We start from the raw sequence: 18,086 nt of genomic DNA, 5'->3' as shown, positions 1-18,086 counted from the left end.
TATGAGGAATTTTTTATACAATATTTCCACAACCATTGTTTAATGTGACACTAAATTTTGTTTTTATAATGGGTTATATAACCAAATAAAATGAACAAACAAGTAAAAAAATATAAAGAAAGTTAAATTTTTACCCTTTTTAGGAAGATATTCTATTAAAATATTAACAATTTAGACATATAATGTTCGCATAGACATTGGACGGTATCCATTTTGCCAAATGGCTTATGTCTGTGCAAAAGAGTCCATGCTTAATATAGAGGAATGGTAGGTGAGGGTGAAGGAGAGACATTTTAGGTGAGGTAGTTGAAACAAGGATGGGAATGAACTAGTCATTCCCAGGGAGGGACAGGGAGGAAATTATTAAAGGTATATGTAAGAGCTTTAAATGGTAAATGAAAGGATGCAGGCAATATGGAGAAGAAGCATCATCAGTAAAGGGAAAGAAATAAATTGGGTGTCAGAAAAGAAACTATGACAGATCCACAACAAGATTTTGGAGGGAATTCGAATGAAAAAGAGATTTTTTTCAATTTTGCTTGCCGGTTTGATGGTATTTACAAGTGTACCCATACCATCTATGGCAGCACCGGCCAGTGAGACCGCAGAGATTCATTTTCAACCGGAATTGAAGACACGCTATACAAGGCCAGCTCAGATGAGCGTAAACGGGGAACCGCTGGCTGAGGCGCTGCCCATTGGAAATGGGTATATGGGTGCAATGGTATACGGAGGGGTAGATAGTGACCGTATCCTGATTAATGAGAAAACGGTTTGGTCAGGCGGTCCGGGATCGGATGAGAATTATAATGGAGGTATGCCAAGAGGAAAGACAACTGAGGAAAATCTGGCAAACCTGGAGACTGCAAGAAGAGAACTGCAGGATACGATGACTGCATTTTCAGCAGATGAATCCAATAAGCCGGTGTATGATGAGGCAAGCGGCAAATGGATCGGAAAAGACTATCCTACAAATCAGACAGCAGTGAATGCCATCAACCAGCTGAAAGGTGATAAGAATCACTTTGGGTCTTATCAGGCATTGGCAAATCTCTATATTGAGGACGTAGGATTGACTGGTCCCAAGATTGTGCGTATATTTGCCAACAATGAGCATAAAAACGGGCAGAACGGCGGCGAGGGAAGCGGAAATCTGTTTGATGGCAATACAGGGAGCAAGTATTTTGCAGATCCGCCAAACGGCACATCTTATACAGTTCCCTACATAGTAGAGTGGGATTACAATAAGGCATTTCTGGCAAACAGCTATTCCTTGACAACAGGAAATGATATGCCCAGCAGAGATCCCAAGTCATGGGTATTATATGCATCTGAGGAAGCAGAGGGAGAAGACAGCTACGTTCAGGTCTCTGAAGTGATTGACTTTAAAGAGGATTCCAGAGGAAAGACCGTGAAGTTTGATTTGGACGCTCCCGGCACTTATCAGAGATATCGTCTGGTAGTGAACGATCTGCGTGACAATACACAAAAATTTCAGTTAGCGGAGATCGAAGTTTCCGCGGGAGAAAAAGAAAAAGTTCAGTTTTCAAACTATGAGAGAACTCTGAGCCTGGATGACAGCAAGGTAAATATCTCATATACCAGAGATGGTGTAGACTATGAGAAAGAGTACTTTGTCAATTATCCGAGCAATATGATGGCAATCCGTGTATCTGCATCTGAGAGCGGAAAGCTCACGACGCATGTGCGCTTGTCATCCCCGCAGGGCATGAAAACAATTTCTTCTGAGGGAGATACCATCACCATGACAGGCTGGCCAAGTGATCAGATTCACGGAAGTGAGGAGGATTTCAGCAATGCGCTGCATTTTGCACAGCAGGTAAAGGTGATTCCACAGGGCGGTTCTGTAAGAGCAGAGGAAGATGGCCTCACCATTGAGGGAGCAGACAGTGCAGTAATTCTGATGACAGCAGGAACAAACTATAACCTGAGCATGACGGAAAATTATGACGATTTCTTCACCGGCGAAGATCCTTTGCTTGCAGTTCAGGAGAGGATGCAGACGGCGGTGGAAAAAGGTTATGATCAGCTGCTGGAAGAACATGAAAGAGATTATCATGAGTTGTTTGATCGTGTACAGCTGGATCTGGATGGTTTAAGTGCTCCGGCAGATAAAACCACAGACGAACTTTTAAGTGGGTACGCAAAGACGAACACGCCGGAGGAAGACCGGTATCTTGAGACCTTATACTATCAGTTTGGACGCTACCTTTTGATTTCTTCATCCAGAGAAGGAAGCTTACCTGCAAATCTTCAGGGTGTATGGGCAGACGGACTGAATCCGCCGTGGAATTCAGATTATCATGCAAATATTAATCTGCAGATGAACTACTGGCCGGCACAGCAGACAAACCTGGAAGAAACACATAAGCCTCTGATTGAATATATCAAGAGTCTTGCAGTGAAAGGATATGCAGGCGCAAAGACTATTTTTGGCAATGATACACGCGGATGGACCATTTGGCATGAGAATAACATTTGGGGCGGCGTAGGGCCAGCTACCAGCGATGCTTTCTTCAGCCCTGAGGATGGTGCATGGATCGCAAATGACCTGTGGGAATATTATCAGTTTACACAGGATGAGACATTCTTGCGAGAGAATTACAAGACATTGAAAGACGCAGCACTGTTCTGGGTAGATAACCTGGTGGAGGATGAAAGGGATGGTACCTTAGTAGTGAGTCCTTCCTATTCACCGGAGCACGGGGCATACTCCCTGGGTGCTACGGAACCGCAGTCTGTAGTATGGGGAATTTTTGATCAGGTATTACGGGCAAGTGAGGTTGTGGGAGATACCGAAGCTGACATTGAGGAAATCAGGAATGCGCAGGAGAGATTAAGCGGTCCTAAGATCGGTCAGGCCGGCCAGTATCAGGAGTGGAAAGATGAAATTCAGATGGATATCATTGGAGACAATGGCCATCGCCATGTAAATCATCTGTATGCTCTGCATCCGGGAAATCAGATTGTAATCGGACGCAGCGCAGAGGAAGATACTTTTGGGGAAGCCATGAAGGTGACCTTGAATACCAGAGGAGACGGCGGTACCGGATGGAGTAAGGCATGGAAGATCAATTTCTGGGCAAGACTGCGGGACGGAGACCGCGCGCAGAAGCTGGTGAAAGAGCTCCTGTCAGAGTCTACATTGCCGAACCTTTTTGACACACATGCACCATTCCAGATTGACGGAAACTTTGGCGGAACCTCCGGTATGACGGAAATGCTGCTTCAGAGCCAGGGAGGCGCGATTGAACTGCTTCCTGCACTTCCGGCTAAGTGGAACAGCGGCCGGGTGACAGGGCTGAAAGCCAGAGGAAACGTAGAGATAGATATGCAGTGGGATGAAAAAGAACTCAAGACTGCGAAGCTGCGTCCCCAGGTTGACGGAGATTTAACTGTTAAATCGGAGAATTTAACGACAGGTGTTCTGACGAAAAACGGAGAAGCAGCAGCCTTTGAAACCATTGAGGGTGACAAAGATTCCATTATCATCAAAGACGCAAAGGCGGGTGACGTGTATTCACTCAGTGAGATCCAGCCCTCTGGTGAGAATGTGGATGCTTACAGTGAAATCTCAGCGGTGAAAGCGGACGTAATCAGCGGCAGCCTTACCGTAGGTGAGAGTGCTGTTGAGGATACAGCGAGAGGCGATTACCTGTTATTTAAGAATGTGGCATTTGGCGAAGAGGGAGCAAAGAGCGTTATACTGAAAGCTTCCGCAGGTACCAAAAATCCATCCCAGGCCGGAGCGGTAGAGGTTCGTCTGGACAGCAAAAACGGAGAACTGCTGGCATCAGTGGGACTGGCAGATATGGGGACAGATTATTTAAGATTCTTTGAGAATTTTGCCGGGAACGTTACCGGAAAGCACAATGTGTACCTGGTATTTACCGGAAATGCAAATTTAGAGTCCCTTCAGTTCTTTGGTGAGGAGCAGACTCCAGGTGAAGCTGCCAGCACAAAACTTGTGGGAAATTCACCAATCTATATCAATGCCAGCAAGAATGAAAGCTACGCATACCATATGGCAGTGGCTTATGCAGACGGTCTTGTCAGGGTTGGAGGAATTGAGAGTGATTGGGCTCTCACAGGTAACTATGCAGGTGTTAAGTTAAATAGCGGTGTCCTTGGAATCAAGGCAAACAGCGCAGCACAGAAATTTACGATCACAGCAACTGCAGAGAATGGCACGCTCAGTGCAAGTAAAGAAGTAGAGTTGATTAACGGCACCGTTGGTTCGCTTAAGCTGCGCGCTATTGACAGAGACGATGAATCCGGCGGATCAAACCAATCAGGTCAGATGCAGATCGGTCCAAACCTGGCAGAATTCCTGAAACCGAATGGATGGCTGAAATACGAAAACGTGGATTTGAAGGATGGTATTCAGGGAGGCAGAACTTATTTTGCATCTCCGGCGATCAGAGACAAACGCCGTCTGGAAGTTAGGGTTGCTGAACCGGGGCAGGGCGATGTGGATTCTGCTGCTACAGTGGCAATCTTTGACATTAAAGGCGAGACAGGAGGCTGGCAGACACTCAAAGAGTGCGGGAATCCAGTGCTCAGCAATGCGGAGTCAGCAAAGGGAATAAAAGATGTCTATATTTACTGGACAGATACAGAGTTTAATTACTCCAATACAGAGTTAGATCTGCTGACAGCCAATGAGGCACCTGAACAGTCAGAGATCAGTGTTGAAGTACAGCCGCGGGATGCAGAAATAGAGCTGCTGGATGCGGATGGATACGGATACACAGTACAGAACGGCGGGCAGACTATGCTTCCTAACGGGACATACTCCTACCGCGTGACCAATGGAACAGTGGAAGATACAGGAACATTTGACATCCCGGGCAAGACTGCTCTGTATGTTGATCTGAATGGACAGATCGCCGGACTGGCTGCAGAGGCGGCAAAAGAGGCGGCAGAAGAGGCAGAGCAGGCAAAAACAGACGCAGAAGAGGCTCAGAGATTGGCCCAGATCGCACAGAATGCGGCAGATACAGCGAAAGCGGAGGCTGAGGCAGCAGCCAAGTCAGCTGGCACAGACAGTGCAGCAGCAGAGCAGGCAAGAATAGCGGCAGAGCAGGCTCAGGCAAAAGCAGATGATGCCAAAAAGCTGGCTGAAACTGCCAGGGATGCGGCAAGCCAGTCTGCTCAAGCAGCCAAGGATGCAGAAGATGCAGCTAAGAAAGCCCAGACAGGAGCGGAAGGGGCATTGCAGGAAGCCAAGCAGGCACGTGATGCGGCATTACAGGCTCAGCAGACAGCAGAGCAGTCAAAGAACGAAGCATCCCAGTCAGCCCAGTCAGCAGAGGGGTATGCAAATCAGGCAGTGGCAGCGAAAGACCTGGCGGTAGCAGCGGCCGAGGCAGCCAAAGAGGCAGCCGATGTGGCCGGACAGGCAAAGAAGGATGCACAGGAAGCTGAGAAATTAGCAAAAGCAGCCCAGGAGGCGGCCGATAAGGCAAAGGATCAGGCAGTGGCAGCAGCCCAGACAGCAGGCACAAACAGTGCGGCAGCGGAGCAGGCAAAAATAGCAGCAACAGAGGCTCAGGAGAAAGCGGACGCAGCCAAAAAATTGGCTGAGGATGCAAAGGATGCGGCAGACCAGTCTGCAAAGGCAGCCAAGGACGCAGAAAATGCAGCTAAGGAAGCACGGATAGGAGCGGAGGGAGCACTGCAGAAAGTGGAGCAGGCAAGAGACGAGGCATCTAAGGCTCAGCAGTCTGCAGAGGAGTCAAAGTGCGCAGCATCCAAGTCAGCGGAATCAGCAGAGAAATATGCAAATCTGGCAGAGGCAGCAAAAGACTTGGCTGTGGCAGCCAAGGATGAGGCGTTAAAGGCTCAGGCGGCAGCAGAGGCAGCTCAGAAGGTGTCGGAAGAAAAAGCAAAGGCAGCAGAGCAGGCTCAGAAGATTGCGGAAGAGAAAGCGAAGGAAGCAGAAAAGGCAATTGAGCGGGCAGAGCAGCTGAAAAAAGAGATGGAAGATCTGCTGGCTCAGGCGAAGTTTGAAAAGGCAAAAGTATCCATCAAGTCAGCTAAGAGCGCCAGGAAGAAACAGGTTAAGCTTAGCTGGAAGAAGGTTGAGAGTGCAGAGGGATATCAGATTCAGTATGCACTCAAGGCGAACTTCAAAGGAAAGAAGACCGTAACGGTAAACAGCGCAAAAGCAGCAGGCAAGGTAATCACGAAGCTAAAGAGCGGAAAGAAATACTACTTTAGAATGCGCGCTTACAAGACTATAAGCAATAAGAAGGTTTATACTGTTTACAGTGCAAAGAAGATTGTGAAAAAGGTGAAATAATTAGAATGCTATTTTGCTTTGAAGGCCGGGCTGGCTGTGAGTTGGCCCGGCGTCTTTATTTAAAAAGAAGAACAACCTAGCTAATTGTCAGAAAAGTTCAACCCGCAACGTGTATAAGATGTCAGTGAAGTTTAATATATAAAGTTGAATTTTTACCTATTTTGATAAGATATTCTATTAAAATATCTACAATTTAGACATATAATAGTCGTGTTTGCAAAAAAAGATATAAGCTTTGACGAATTTTGAAAAAGGAGGTGAAGAGGCAAATCACCTAAAACAAGATTAACGGCAGTGACGGACGGAGAGAAATCGTATCCCTCACTGACATTAAAGTCAATCAACAGAATGAAAGATTAAAAAGAAAATGAAGGGATGTAAAAATTATGAAAAGAAAAATTATTAGTTTGGTGGTCAGTGCAGCATTGCTGATATCCCCTGTATTATCTGTCAGTGCATCCGGTGGAGGAAGTGTTGAAGAGAAAAAGGCTGTCTTATCAGAGGAGTCGGCTAAACTGGAATTGTGGTATAACAAACCTGCAACAAACTATAATTGGGTTAGTAGTTCCAGCACAAAGCCCAGTGATCTTCAACCTTTAGTGATTGGTAATGGTTATATGGGCGCTGCTATTTACGGTGATTTAAAAAATGAAAAATTACAGCTAAGTGAAAAGACAATTTGGAAAAGTGGACCGAATTCCCGCCCCGATTATACAGGAGGGAATAAAACAGGAGGAAATAAGCTGATTCCCGAGCTTCGGGAAGCGGCTTTCAAATATGATCAGGATGCAGTAGATAAAATCATGGATACGGGTCTGCTGCTCGGAAAGGGATACGAGAGAGGCTCTTACCAGACCTTTGGTAATCTGAATTTAATCTTTGATGAGGCGCCTTCCGCTATACCGGGGGATTATCATCGGTATCTGGATTTAGAGAATGCCTTATCGGGTGTTACATACAGTCATGATGGAGTTACCTACACCAGAGAATACCTGGCAAATTATCCTGATAATGTGATGGCATTTAAATTAACAGCCAGTGAGCCTGGAAAATTAAGCTTTACAATGAATTTGGAACCGCTGGTAACAGAGAAAATAACAAGCGGTAAAGAGACAAAGGTAAATGTAAAGAAAGAGATTGAACAGGATAATACCTTAACGGTTACAGCAAATGTAAAGAGCAATAACATGAAGCTTGCTTCAAGAGTGCGTGTATTGAATGATGGCGGAACATTGTCGGCCACAGAGAACAAGGACATTCACATTGATGGGGCCGATTCTGTTGTTCTGTTGATGACCATAGGTACAGACTATAAAAATGAATACCCAAATTATGTTGGAGAAGACCCTCTTCCAGGTGTCATTGAACGGATTGAAGAGGCAACTAAGAAGGGATATGAAACCTTAAAGGAAAGGCATATTGATGACTACAAGAAGCTTTTTGATACAGTAAGGATTGATTTGGGCCAGTTTGACAATGGACTGCCCACCAATGAACTTCTGGGCCAGTACCAGGAAGGGTTCAAGGCAGGAGATCTGAGTGACAGTAAATACCGTGAATTTGAGATGCTGGCATATCAATTTGGAAGATATGCACTGATTGCGTCTTCGAGGGCAGGATCACTTCCAGCCAACCTTCAGGGAGTTTGGAATGACAACAATAACCCCATGTTTAGTTCAGACTATCATCTGAATGTAAACCTGGAAATGAATTACTGGGAAGCCATGAACGCAAACATGGGCGATACGATGATCCCGCTGATTGACTATGTGGACGGTCTGCGCGCACCTGGAAGTGTGACAGCTTTCGAGTATACAGGAATTGAAAAAGGATGGATGACAAATTGCTCCAGCAGTCCTCTGGGTTATACAGCGCCTTACAATCATTACAATTATGCATTGAATCCTGCTTCATCTGCATGGATATGTGCAAATATCTATGATTACTATCTGTTTACCGGGGATGAACAGATGCTGAGAGACAGAATCTATCCCATTATGCGGGGAGCTGCTGAGTATTTGTCAGAGCTGCTGGTGGAAGATCCTCGTGATGGAAGTCTGGTAGTTGCTCCCAGCTTTTCTTCAGAGCATGGACCTGTAACAGTGGGAACAACCTATGAACAATCTCTCACCTATCAGTTGTTTGAAAATGTCATTGAGAGCAGTAAGGTGGTTGGTGAAAAGGATACAGAATTTATTAAAAAATTAGCGGAGCAGAAGGAGCGTTTAGATCCTATCCGCATTGGTGAATGGGGACAGATTAAAGAGTGGAGAGAGGAAGATATCGTTGAAATCGGACGCCTGGGCAACATGGAGGGAGAGGGAGAGGATCAGCATCGTCATACTTCCCATTTGGTCTGCCTGTATCCATTATTCATGGTTACTCCGGAAACACCGGATGAATTTGCAGCTGCAAAGGTTTCATTGACAAAGCGCGGAAATGCTCAGACCGGTTGGTCACGGGCAATGAAAATGAATGAATGGGCGAGGCTGCTGGACGGCAAAAATGCGATGGAGTGCTTCTCAGGAATACTGGCAGAGCGCACCCTCTCAAATATGTTTGACACCCATCCACCATTCCAGATTGATGGAACGCTTGGTTTAAGCGCAGGTGTGACAGAGATGTTGCTGCAGAGCCATGCAGGTTATATACAGCCTATCCCGGCCCTTCCTGAGGAATGGATAAGTGGAAGCTATGAAGGTCTGATGGCCCGAGGTAATTTTGAGGTGGATGCTGAATGGGAAGAGAATGCTTTAACTCTTATGAAAGTACGATCCAACAAGGGGAAGGATCTGAAGCTTCGGTACAATAACATTAAGGACAGCGTTGTTGTTGACTCAAAGGGAAACAGGATTTCCTTTACTGTGGAAGATGACAATACGATCACATTCACTACAATAGAGGGAGAGACTTACACAATTACTCCCAATAAGAGAGTTTCTTCCGCTTATCAGGTGGCAGCTCCGTCGGAGAAAGAGGAGCCCGTGCCTACCTCTTATGGAGCAGCTTATTCAATTCCGGCAGGATTTGAAAACATTGGGGTTGCTGATGAAGAACTGCCGATTTCACGTGTTGCATTGGAGGGGGAAGACGAAGCAGATATCAGAATGTACTATGATTCTGCAAAAGGAGATTTGTCCTTTATCGCATATCAGCTGCCAGATAAAAATAAAACAGCGGTAGTTCAGATAATTGACAGGTCAAACGGAGAAGTGATTGCGCAGCAGATGATCGATGTGAAACATTTCAGTGGATTTCAAGCAGACTTTAAAGTACCGGCAAATCTGGATGGCACATATGAGGTGCTGATTAGCATCGATAGATCAGCGGACTATGTCAGCCGCATCTTTACTCTCAAATCAGGGAAAGATGTCTATGATCTGGCTTCTCTGACTCAGGAATATGAGCGCACAAAATGCCTGAGAGGTATAGATTACACAGATGAGAGCTGGAAAATGCTTCAGTCAACCAGAGAGAAGGCCCTTGCTTTACTCGAAGGGGAGAAGATGCCTTCTTTGAAAGAGATGACGACAGCAAGAGAGCAGATGGCATATGCAAGAGAAAAACTGGCAGACAGGTATCAGACGAAGACACTGGTAGCAACCAGCAGTGAAGTGCAAAAAACAGGCAATTGGCAGAACTCTGGAACAAAGATAGTGAGTGATGCTGCTGGAGACACACTTACCGTTCCCTTCTACGGAGAAGGAATTACTGTAATGGGACGTTCAAATACAGATTGCGGGAAAATAGAGGTTTATCTGGATGGACAACTGGACAAGACAGTTGATTTATATTCATTTGAGGAAACGAATGATTCCTGCAGCCTGTACCAGAAGAAAGGCCTTCCTCTGGGAGATCACACACTGACAATAAAGCATGTAGATGGTAGGAATTATGCAACAGGAAATAGGGTTGTGATCAATCAGTTCAATTTGGATGTTCCGGCTAAAGGGGTTTTAGTGAAGGGAGATAATCTGCTGCTGAACAAACCCGCAGAAGCATCGAATTACTATAAGAATAATGCTCAGTATGGGCCCTCTGCCGTAGTAGATGGTAACCAGAGCACCCGCTGGGCAACTGACGACAATGTTTCTCCGATAACCATAACCTTTGATTTACAAAAGGAGACAGCCTTTAACTATCTGGTAATTATGGAAGCGGCCTCATTTGCGAATCGTGTTTCCGGATATCAGGTGGAGGCAGAGATTGATGGTGAGTGGAAGAAAATCGCAGAAGGAGGCGGAGTAGGAGCTAATCTGGGCGTGGAACTTCCGGACACCATTGCGACAAAGCTGCGCATTGAGTTTACTATGTCAGGCGCTGCAGGCGTTACGCTGTCAGAAGTAGAACTGTATCAGGCATTTTATGAAGAAGAGTCAGCACAGAGTGTTGCAGATGATCTGTGTGTGTACCAGCCGGCTTATGGTGCATCCTCGGTGACTACTTCTGTGGTGCCGGAAGGCTATAAGGTGGACCTTATCTCTTCTAGTAACCAGAAAGTGGTAGCGTTGGACGGCACAATCACGACTCCCACGGAGGATACAGAGGTGACTTTGACCTACCGTGTTACAAAAACAGCAGATGGAAGTACAGGGGAGAAAACGGATACGCTTACCGTGAGGGCGAAAGCAGCCTTGACAGCAGAGCAGGTAGCAAAAATGCTGAGCGTGCAGCAGCCTACTTCCTCCTCCACAGTCCTGATTCCATCGATATTGCCGGCGGGATACCATTTATCTATTTCATCCACCAGCAATCAGGATGTGATTGACAGCACAGGGGCAATCACAAGACCTAAGGAGGAAACAGCTGTTTCTGTTACATATCGTGTAACAAAACTGGATGACCAGACAGTAGCAGAACGCACCATAGAAGTAACCGTTCCCGTAGAAGATCCTGTAGAGGATACGGTTGTGGAATGTGATGATGAATCCATTGTCTATAGTACTGCTATTTCTTCTGCCACAGCAGGTGTGAAAAACCAGTGGTTTTATAGCATGAATGTGCAGGATCAGGGCGGAAAGTGCATGGCTTATAATTATCAGTCAGGAGATGCACCATGGTTTGAAATAACATTTGCAGGAGAACAGATTACTATTTTATCACGCTCAAAGAATGATCAGTCTAATTTCCAGATTACAATTCGTGATGACAAAGGTAATGAGGTGGAAACGGGAATTGCAAATTGTAAGGAACCAAATGGCGCATATCAGACTGCGGTATATACCTCAGGAAAACTGCCGGCAGGAACCTACATTCTGAGAGCTGTAAGCCAGCCCAGTAAAGCAGGTGAGTATACCGTGGTGGACGGCTTTAAAATATCAGGCCGGAAAGGCGGAGTGGAAGCGGACCGCACGGAGTTAAATGAAGTCATCGCTGAAGCTGCAAAATGGATTGCAGACAGTAAATTGGACGGGTTCTTCTATGAACAAAAACGGCTGTTCATGGATGCATACAACAATATGATTTTGATCCGCGACAATGAATTGGCAACACAGGAAGAAATCAACACTCGTATAGAAAAAATGAAATCTGTTTTGGAAAGCATTTCTGATAGAGAAGCAGCCGATAAGGTGATTCAGAAAATCGATGCGATCGGAACAGTCACGTTGAACTCCGAAAAAGCCATTGAGGAGGCGAGAAAAGCCTATGAAGGTCTGACAGATAGCCAGAAGGCCCTGATTAGTGATGAGAAGGTGAAAGTACTAACCGAGGCAGAGAAGGCTCTGGCGGATTTGAAGGACAATAAGTCAGATCAGGAAGCGGCTGACAGTGTGGCAGCAAAGATTAATGGAATCGGAACGGTAACGCTGGACTCCGAGGAGGTTATCAGAGAGGCAAGAGAAGCCTATGAAGGTCTGACAGACAACCAAAAGGAATTGATCAGTCTGGAACAGTTGAAAGTGCTGATTGAAGCAGAAAAGACATTAAAAGAGTTGAAGGAAAACAAAGCAAATCAGGAAGCGGCTGACAGTGTGACAGCGAAGATTAATGGAATCGGAACGGTAACGCTGGACTCCGAGGAGGCTGTCAGAGAGGCAAGAGAAGCCTATGAAGGTCTGACAGACAGTCAAAAAGCATTAATCAGTCAAGAGCAGGTGGAAGTGCTAATTAAAGCAGAGGAAACACTTATAGGTTTAAAGACGGACAAAGCAAAGGCAGAAGCAGTTGTGGAGAAGATTGATGCTGTAGGCACGGTAACATTGGATTCCCGGGGAGCAATTGAAGAGGCAAGAGCAGCTTATGATGCGTTGACGGAGTCACAAAAGGCAATGATCAGTGCTGAGAAACTGAGCGTGTTGACAGAAGCAGAGATAAAATTTGCGGAACTGGTAGATGGAGATGCAGCAGGCAAGGTAATAGAACTTATTGACAAAATCGGAGAGGTAAGCATTGCCTCAGAAGCAGAGATCATGGCAGTTCGGAATGCCTATGAAAGCCTGACAGAAAGCCAGAGGGAGCTGGTAAATAATCTCAGTATCTTAGAAAACGCGGAGAACGTACTGGAAGGATTGAAGACAGATAAGGCAGCAGTGGATTCCGTTAAAGAACAGATTGCGGCGCTCGGAAACGTAACACTGGAGGACGAGGCAAAAGTCAGGGATGCCCGCAATGCTTATGAGGCTTTGACAGAGTCTCAGAAGGCTCAGGTAGATAATATTCAGGTTTTGCAGCAGGCGGAAAAAAAGATTATTGATCTTAAAAATGAAAAACCGCCGGTTACAGTAAAGCCGGTACAGATTGCTCAGCCGCGGATTCTCTCGGTGAAGAGCAGCATAGCGAACAAGGCTACAGGCAGAGTGAAGATCAGCTTTAAAAAGCCGCCAATGGGACAGGAAGTCAAGGTATACCGTCAAGTTGGAAAAAATAGAAAACTAATTGGGACCACAAAGTCAGGTTATCTCTATGACAATGCTCCAGCCAGTGGAAAGAAAGCTCTTTATTACATTAAAGTTATTTCTAAAGACACGACGAAGTATTTGGACAGTACAAATAGTAAGAAAGTATCCATCAATTTGCCTTCAAACCCCAGGAAGGTTTTGGCAAAACAATCTGGAAAAAGGCAGGTGAAAATTACCTGGTCAAAAGTAAAAGGCGCAGACAAATATTATATCTATCGTTCTTCTAGTAAGAACAAAGAATATGTAAGAATCGCCACTGCTAAGGCCGCAAAGAGGACATATGTGGATAAGAAAGCGAAGGCTGGAAAAAAATATTACTATAAAGTTGTAGTAAAGAAATCTTCCAAATATAGTGGGGGTAAGGTTTCCAGAGTTGTGAAGGTAAAGAAATAAATTATCATTAATCTTTTCGTTTACATGCCGGGCCGGCTGTGAGTTGGCCCGGTTTCTTCTATTGACAATCTCTGCAATCTAATATAAAATAGTTGAAAGCAAGTACTTGCATGGAGGTGCCGAATTGGATACAACAAGTCAAAAGATCATAGATGCGACCATGTCTCTGGTGAGGGATAAGGGATACATTGCCACAACGACAAAGGATATTGCCAAAAGAGCCGAGGTCAATGAGTGTACTCTTTTCCGAAAGTTTCAGAATAAGAAGGACATTGTGCTTCACGGAATGGAGCAGGAAAAATGGAGAGGAAATTTGACGGAGGAGTGCTTTAAGGAGGTGGTATGGGAACTGGAGCCGGATCTTGAAATGTTTATGAGAGAGTATATGAGGAGGATTACACCGGACTTTGTGAGGCTGTCCATAGGACTGCGCGCCCCCCAGATCTACGAGGAGACCGCGCCCCTGATCATGAAGATACCCCGGGCTTTCATAAGTTCTCTCAAGGAGTATTTTGAGGGAATGGAGGAGAGGGGAAAGATCCCTCACAGGGATTATGAGAGCCTTGCCATGACAATCTTTTCCTCCACTTTTGGATATACCTTTTTAAAAGCTTCTTTTGGGCAGAGTTTGACACAACTGGAACAGGAGGAATATATCCGAAGCAGCGTTAGGCTGTTTCTGGATGGGGTTTCCTAGAGAGTGCGCCAAGGCGCACTTGAATTTTAAGCAAGCAAGTACATGCATACAAGGAGGTGCAGTATATGGAAATTACAGGTGCGCAGTTATTTGTGAAGGCGCTTAAAGAAGAAAAGGTAACTATTTTATTTGGTTATCCGGGAGGTCAGGCGATTGATCTCTTTGACGCGCTGTATGGGGAAGAGGAGATAGAGGTAATTCTGCCCAGACATGAGCAGGGGCTGGTCCATGCAGCGGACGGATATGCCAGATCTACAGGAAAGGTGGGGGTCTGTCTTGTAACCAGCGGGCCAGGAGCGACCAATCTGGTCACAGGGATCGCCACGGCCAACTATGACAGTGTGCCCCTGGTCTGCTTTACGGGCCAGGTACCCACCAGTCTGATTGGAAACGATGCTTTTCAGGAGGTGGACATTGTGGGGATCACCCGCAGTATCTGCAAATATGCGGTGACAGTGAGGAATCGCAGCGAATTGGGGGAAATCATTAAAAAGGCTTTTTATATTGCACGCACTGGAAAGCCGGGGGTGGTGGTAGTGGATATTCCCAAGGACATTCAGAAGGAATCCGGTTCGGACTGTTACCCCGATGGCGTGACGATCAGGGGATACTGCCCCAGCAAACAGGTTCATGTGGGCCAGGTTAAGAAGGCCATGAATGCCCTTTCAAATGCAAAAAGACCCGTCTTTTTGGTGGGAGGAGGCGTTAAGATTGCAAATGCAGGGGAGGAGATGACGCAGCTTGCCGAGAAGACGGGTGTACCGGTGGTCACAACCATTATGGGAAGAGGGGCCATTTCCACTGAGCATCCTCTGTACGTGGGAAATCTGGGGATTCACGGCAGCTACGCGGCAAATACGGCCATCTCCAACTGCGATCTGCTGTTCTCCATAGGAACCAGATTCAATGACCGGATCACAGGACGGGTGGAGGAGTTTGCCAGGAATGCGGTCATCGTACATGTGGATATAGATACCGCCTCCATCTCGCGCAATGTGAGCGCTCAGATCCCCATTGTGGCGGATGCAAAAGAGGCAATTCTTGCATTTCTTCAGAGGGCGGAGTATTTGTCGGTTGATGAGTGGAGAGAGTGTGTGGAAAGCTGGAAAGATATCCACCCCCTTTCTATGAAATGTGGATATCTGACGCCAAAGCACATATTGGATGGGATAAATAAGGTTTTCGACCGTTCCGTGATCGCAACAGATGTGGGACAGAATCAACTGTGGGCCACACAGTTTCTGGAGCTGGACGGACAGAGACAGCTGCTCACCTCCGGGGGACTGGGCACCATGGGATACGGTTTTCCGGCGGCTCTGGGGGCTAAGATAGGAAATCCGGACAGAGATGTGATCGTCATTTCCGGGGATGGGGGTATGCAGATGAATATACAAGAGATGGCAACTGCCATGGTGTATGAGCTTCCGGTAATCATCTGTGTGCTGAACAACGGGTATCTGGGCAATGTGAGACAGTGGCAGGAAATGTTCTATGAAAAGCGCTATTCGGCGACCTGCCTGCGCTTTAGGAGAGGCTGCTCTGCAGCCTGTAATGGACCCGGAGAGGAATGTCCTGTCTATATTCCGGATTTTGTGAGTCTGGCCAGAAGTTATGGAACGGACGGGATGCGCGTAACCAGGCCGGATGAGGTAGAGGGAGCGCTCAGATGGGCAAAGGCGAGAAAGAAGATCCCCTCCCTGATTGAATTTATCATTGAGAGGGAGGAGAATGTGTTTCCCATTGTGCCCCCCGGCAACCCCCTGGGAGGAATGATTTTTGAAGAAAACGGAAATGGAGGGGACGGAGTATGAAAAAGAGATGGATCAGCCTGCTTGTGGAAAATGACGTGGGGGTATTGGCGCGGATTTCAGGTTTATTCTCAGCCAAGTCCTATAATCTGAACAGTCTGACAGTGGGACCTGCGGAGGATGAAACCATGTCCAGAATGACCATCAGCCTGATCAGCGATGATGCGATTTTTGAACAGGTAAAAAAACAACTGAACCGGTGTGTGGAGGTCATTAAGGTTGTGGATTACACGGAGGCGGCTACAGTTAGGAAAGAGTTTATGTTTGTGAAGGTGAGGCAGTGTTCAGATACGGATATCCGCATGCTGTTTCAGGTGGCAAAAAGTTTCCAGGCAGCCATAGTGGATGGCAGCTCAGATACCCTTCTCATTGAATGCGCCCAGACAGAGGAGAGGAACACCCACCTCATCTGCAAACTGAGGGAATCGTTTGCAGGGCGTATAGAGGTGGTAAGAGGCGGCAGTGTTGCCATCGAAGCGATATCCGTCCCCCACTAAGCCAGGGGAGTCTGTGCCGATGGAGCTTTTGCAGCCTTCATGATAAAGAAATACTTCTTCCGGTAAGCAAAGAGGAAGCACAGGGACACCAGGAAGGAAAAGAGCTCTGCCACGGGCACGGCCAGCCAGATTCCATCTGCGCCTATGATAAGGGGCAGCAGTATCAGGGAGGCGGCGATAAACAAAAAGGTGCGCAGAAAGGAGATGACAGCCGATACCTTTCCATTTTGTAGGGCAGTGAACAGTCCGGATGCGTAGATATTGATGCCCGCAAACAGATAGCCCAGCGAAAATAGGTAAAAACCGTGGAGCGCAAGCCCGTAGGAAGAGCTGGATGGTCTGATAAACACAGATACAATGGGTCTGGCAAGCACATAGGCGCAGATCACCACCAGAACCGTCAGCACAGACACAATCAGGGTGCTGCTGCGAAACAGCTTGTTCAGTCCCCCGGCGTTTTGCCTTCCGTACTGGAAGCTGAACACAGGACCGGAACCTCCCGTAAAGCCCATAAACACAGCGGTCAGGAAAAACTGCGAGTAAAGGGCCACAGTGATGGCAGCCACACCGGATTCCCCCAGATATTGCAGGGCCATCTTGTTAAAGAGCAGGGTGGTCACAGAGATGGAGAGGTTGCTTACCATCTCAGAGGAGCCATTGAAGCAGGAAAAGCCCAGAACCTTTAAGCGGAACCTAGGTCTCACAAAAAGGAGTGTCCCCTTTCTCTTAAATAGAAAATAGAACAGTCCGGGAAGGGCAGCGGTCATATATCCTATGGCTGTTGCCAGGGCAGCTCCCTGAACTCCCCACCCCAGCACAGCGACAAAAAGATAGTCCAGCACAATATTTACGGAGCCGGAAAGCAGTGTGAGCACAAAGCCCAGCCCCGGCTTACCCGATACTATAAAGAAGGAGAGGAAGACCAACTGAAGGGCTGCCACAGGCATAAATAAAATCAAAACGTTCAGATACCCGCGGCAATCCTCCAAAAGAGCCGGGGTAGCGCCCAAAAAGGCCAGAAGAGGCTCCATAAAAATGGCGGAGCACAGGGAAATAACCACAGCGACCAGAGCGGAGACAATGGTGATAGCGGTAAAGTTCTCACTGGCAGTCCGATTCTTGCCCTGCCCCATGTTCATGGCCACAATGGCGCTGCCACCTGTGGAAAACATCAGAGTCACTGCGAGCACCACACTGATGACCGGATATACAATATTGATGGAAGCAAGGGCATTCTCGCCCACACAGTTGGCGATAAAGATAGCGTCCACCATCTGATACACTGACATAAACAGCAGATTTAAAATACTGGGTATGGTAAATTTTAATAGGGATAATGCGTTGAAATCCCTGTCCAGATTGTTGTTCATAATTTTATTAACCGCAGACTGTGCGGCGGTATCCTCCTTGTTTAACATGATTTCTTATGATATGATAAACCTTACACTAAGTGTAATGTCAAGGAGG

Annotated in this window: 6 protein-coding genes; 5 read left to right on the top strand and 1 reads right to left on the bottom strand. The window is 46.6% G+C overall.

What is annotated here, in order from left to right; translation table 11 throughout:
- The first annotated feature begins 511 nt into the window (after nt 1-511).
- The 5 genes from AC0THY_RS03375 (at nt 512) to ilvN (ending at nt 16,619) form a co-directional block, all read left to right on the top strand.
- Nucleotides 512-6,325: a glycosyl hydrolase family 95 catalytic domain-containing protein gene (locus AC0THY_RS03375; protein ID WP_489993062.1), complete on the top strand. Its 5,814-nt coding sequence runs from the start codon at nt 512-514 to the stop codon at nt 6,323-6,325.
- Between the two features lie 386 nt (nt 6,326-6,711).
- Nucleotides 6,712-13,617 carry a glycosyl hydrolase family 95 catalytic domain-containing protein gene (locus AC0THY_RS03370; protein WP_489993061.1) on the top strand — a complete coding sequence of 2,302 codons (6,906 nt, stop codon included), beginning with the start codon at nt 6,712-6,714 and terminating at the stop codon, nt 13,615-13,617.
- 124 nt (nt 13,618-13,741) lie between these two features.
- Nucleotides 13,742-14,314, top strand: a complete 573-nt coding sequence (locus tag AC0THY_RS03365; RefSeq protein ID WP_489993060.1) for a TetR/AcrR family transcriptional regulator — start codon at nt 13,742-13,744, stop codon at nt 14,312-14,314.
- A 65-nt stretch (nt 14,315-14,379) separates the two neighbouring features.
- Nucleotides 14,380-16,125, top strand: coding sequence for a biosynthetic-type acetolactate synthase large subunit (gene ilvB, locus AC0THY_RS03360; protein ID WP_489993059.1), 1,746 nt, complete (start codon nt 14,380-14,382; stop codon nt 16,123-16,125).
- Complete coding sequence (gene ilvN, locus AC0THY_RS03355; RefSeq protein WP_489993058.1) at nt 16,122-16,619, top strand: acetolactate synthase small subunit; 498 nt, start codon at nt 16,122-16,124, stop codon at nt 16,617-16,619. Before ilvB ends, ilvN begins: the two co-directional genes overlap by 4 nt.
- On the opposite strand, the gene AC0THY_RS03350 is transcribed toward ilvN, so the two are convergent.
- Complete coding sequence (locus AC0THY_RS03350) at nt 16,616-18,037, bottom strand: MATE family efflux transporter (protein WP_489993057.1); 1,422 nt, start codon at nt 18,035-18,037, stop codon at nt 16,616-16,618. The genes ilvN and AC0THY_RS03350 overlap by 4 nt on opposite strands.
- Between the last annotated feature and the right edge of the window lie 49 nt (nt 18,038-18,086).

Source organism: Ruminococcus sp. 8Y-12 (genome assembly GCF_058119865.1).
This window is presented reverse-complemented; position numbering and strand designations above follow the sequence as displayed.

Excerpts from the sequence above, each read along its gene's own strand:
- AC0THY_RS03375 (WP_489993062.1), top strand. The coding sequence starts at position 512 with ATGAAAAAGAGATTTTTTTCAATTTTGCTTGCCGGTTTGATGGTATTT.
- AC0THY_RS03370 (WP_489993061.1), top strand. The coding sequence starts at position 6,712 with ATGAAAAGAAAAATTATTAGTTTGGTGGTCAGTGCAGCATTGCTGATA.
- ilvB (WP_489993059.1), top strand. The coding sequence starts at position 14,380 with ATGGAAATTACAGGTGCGCAGTTATTTGTGAAGGCGCTTAAAGAAGAA.
- ilvN (WP_489993058.1), top strand. The coding sequence starts at position 16,122 with ATGAAAAAGAGATGGATCAGCCTGCTTGTGGAAAATGACGTGGGGGTA.
- AC0THY_RS03350 (WP_489993057.1), bottom strand. The coding sequence starts at position 18,037 with ATGTTAAACAAGGAGGATACCGCCGCACAGTCTGCGGTTAATAAAATT.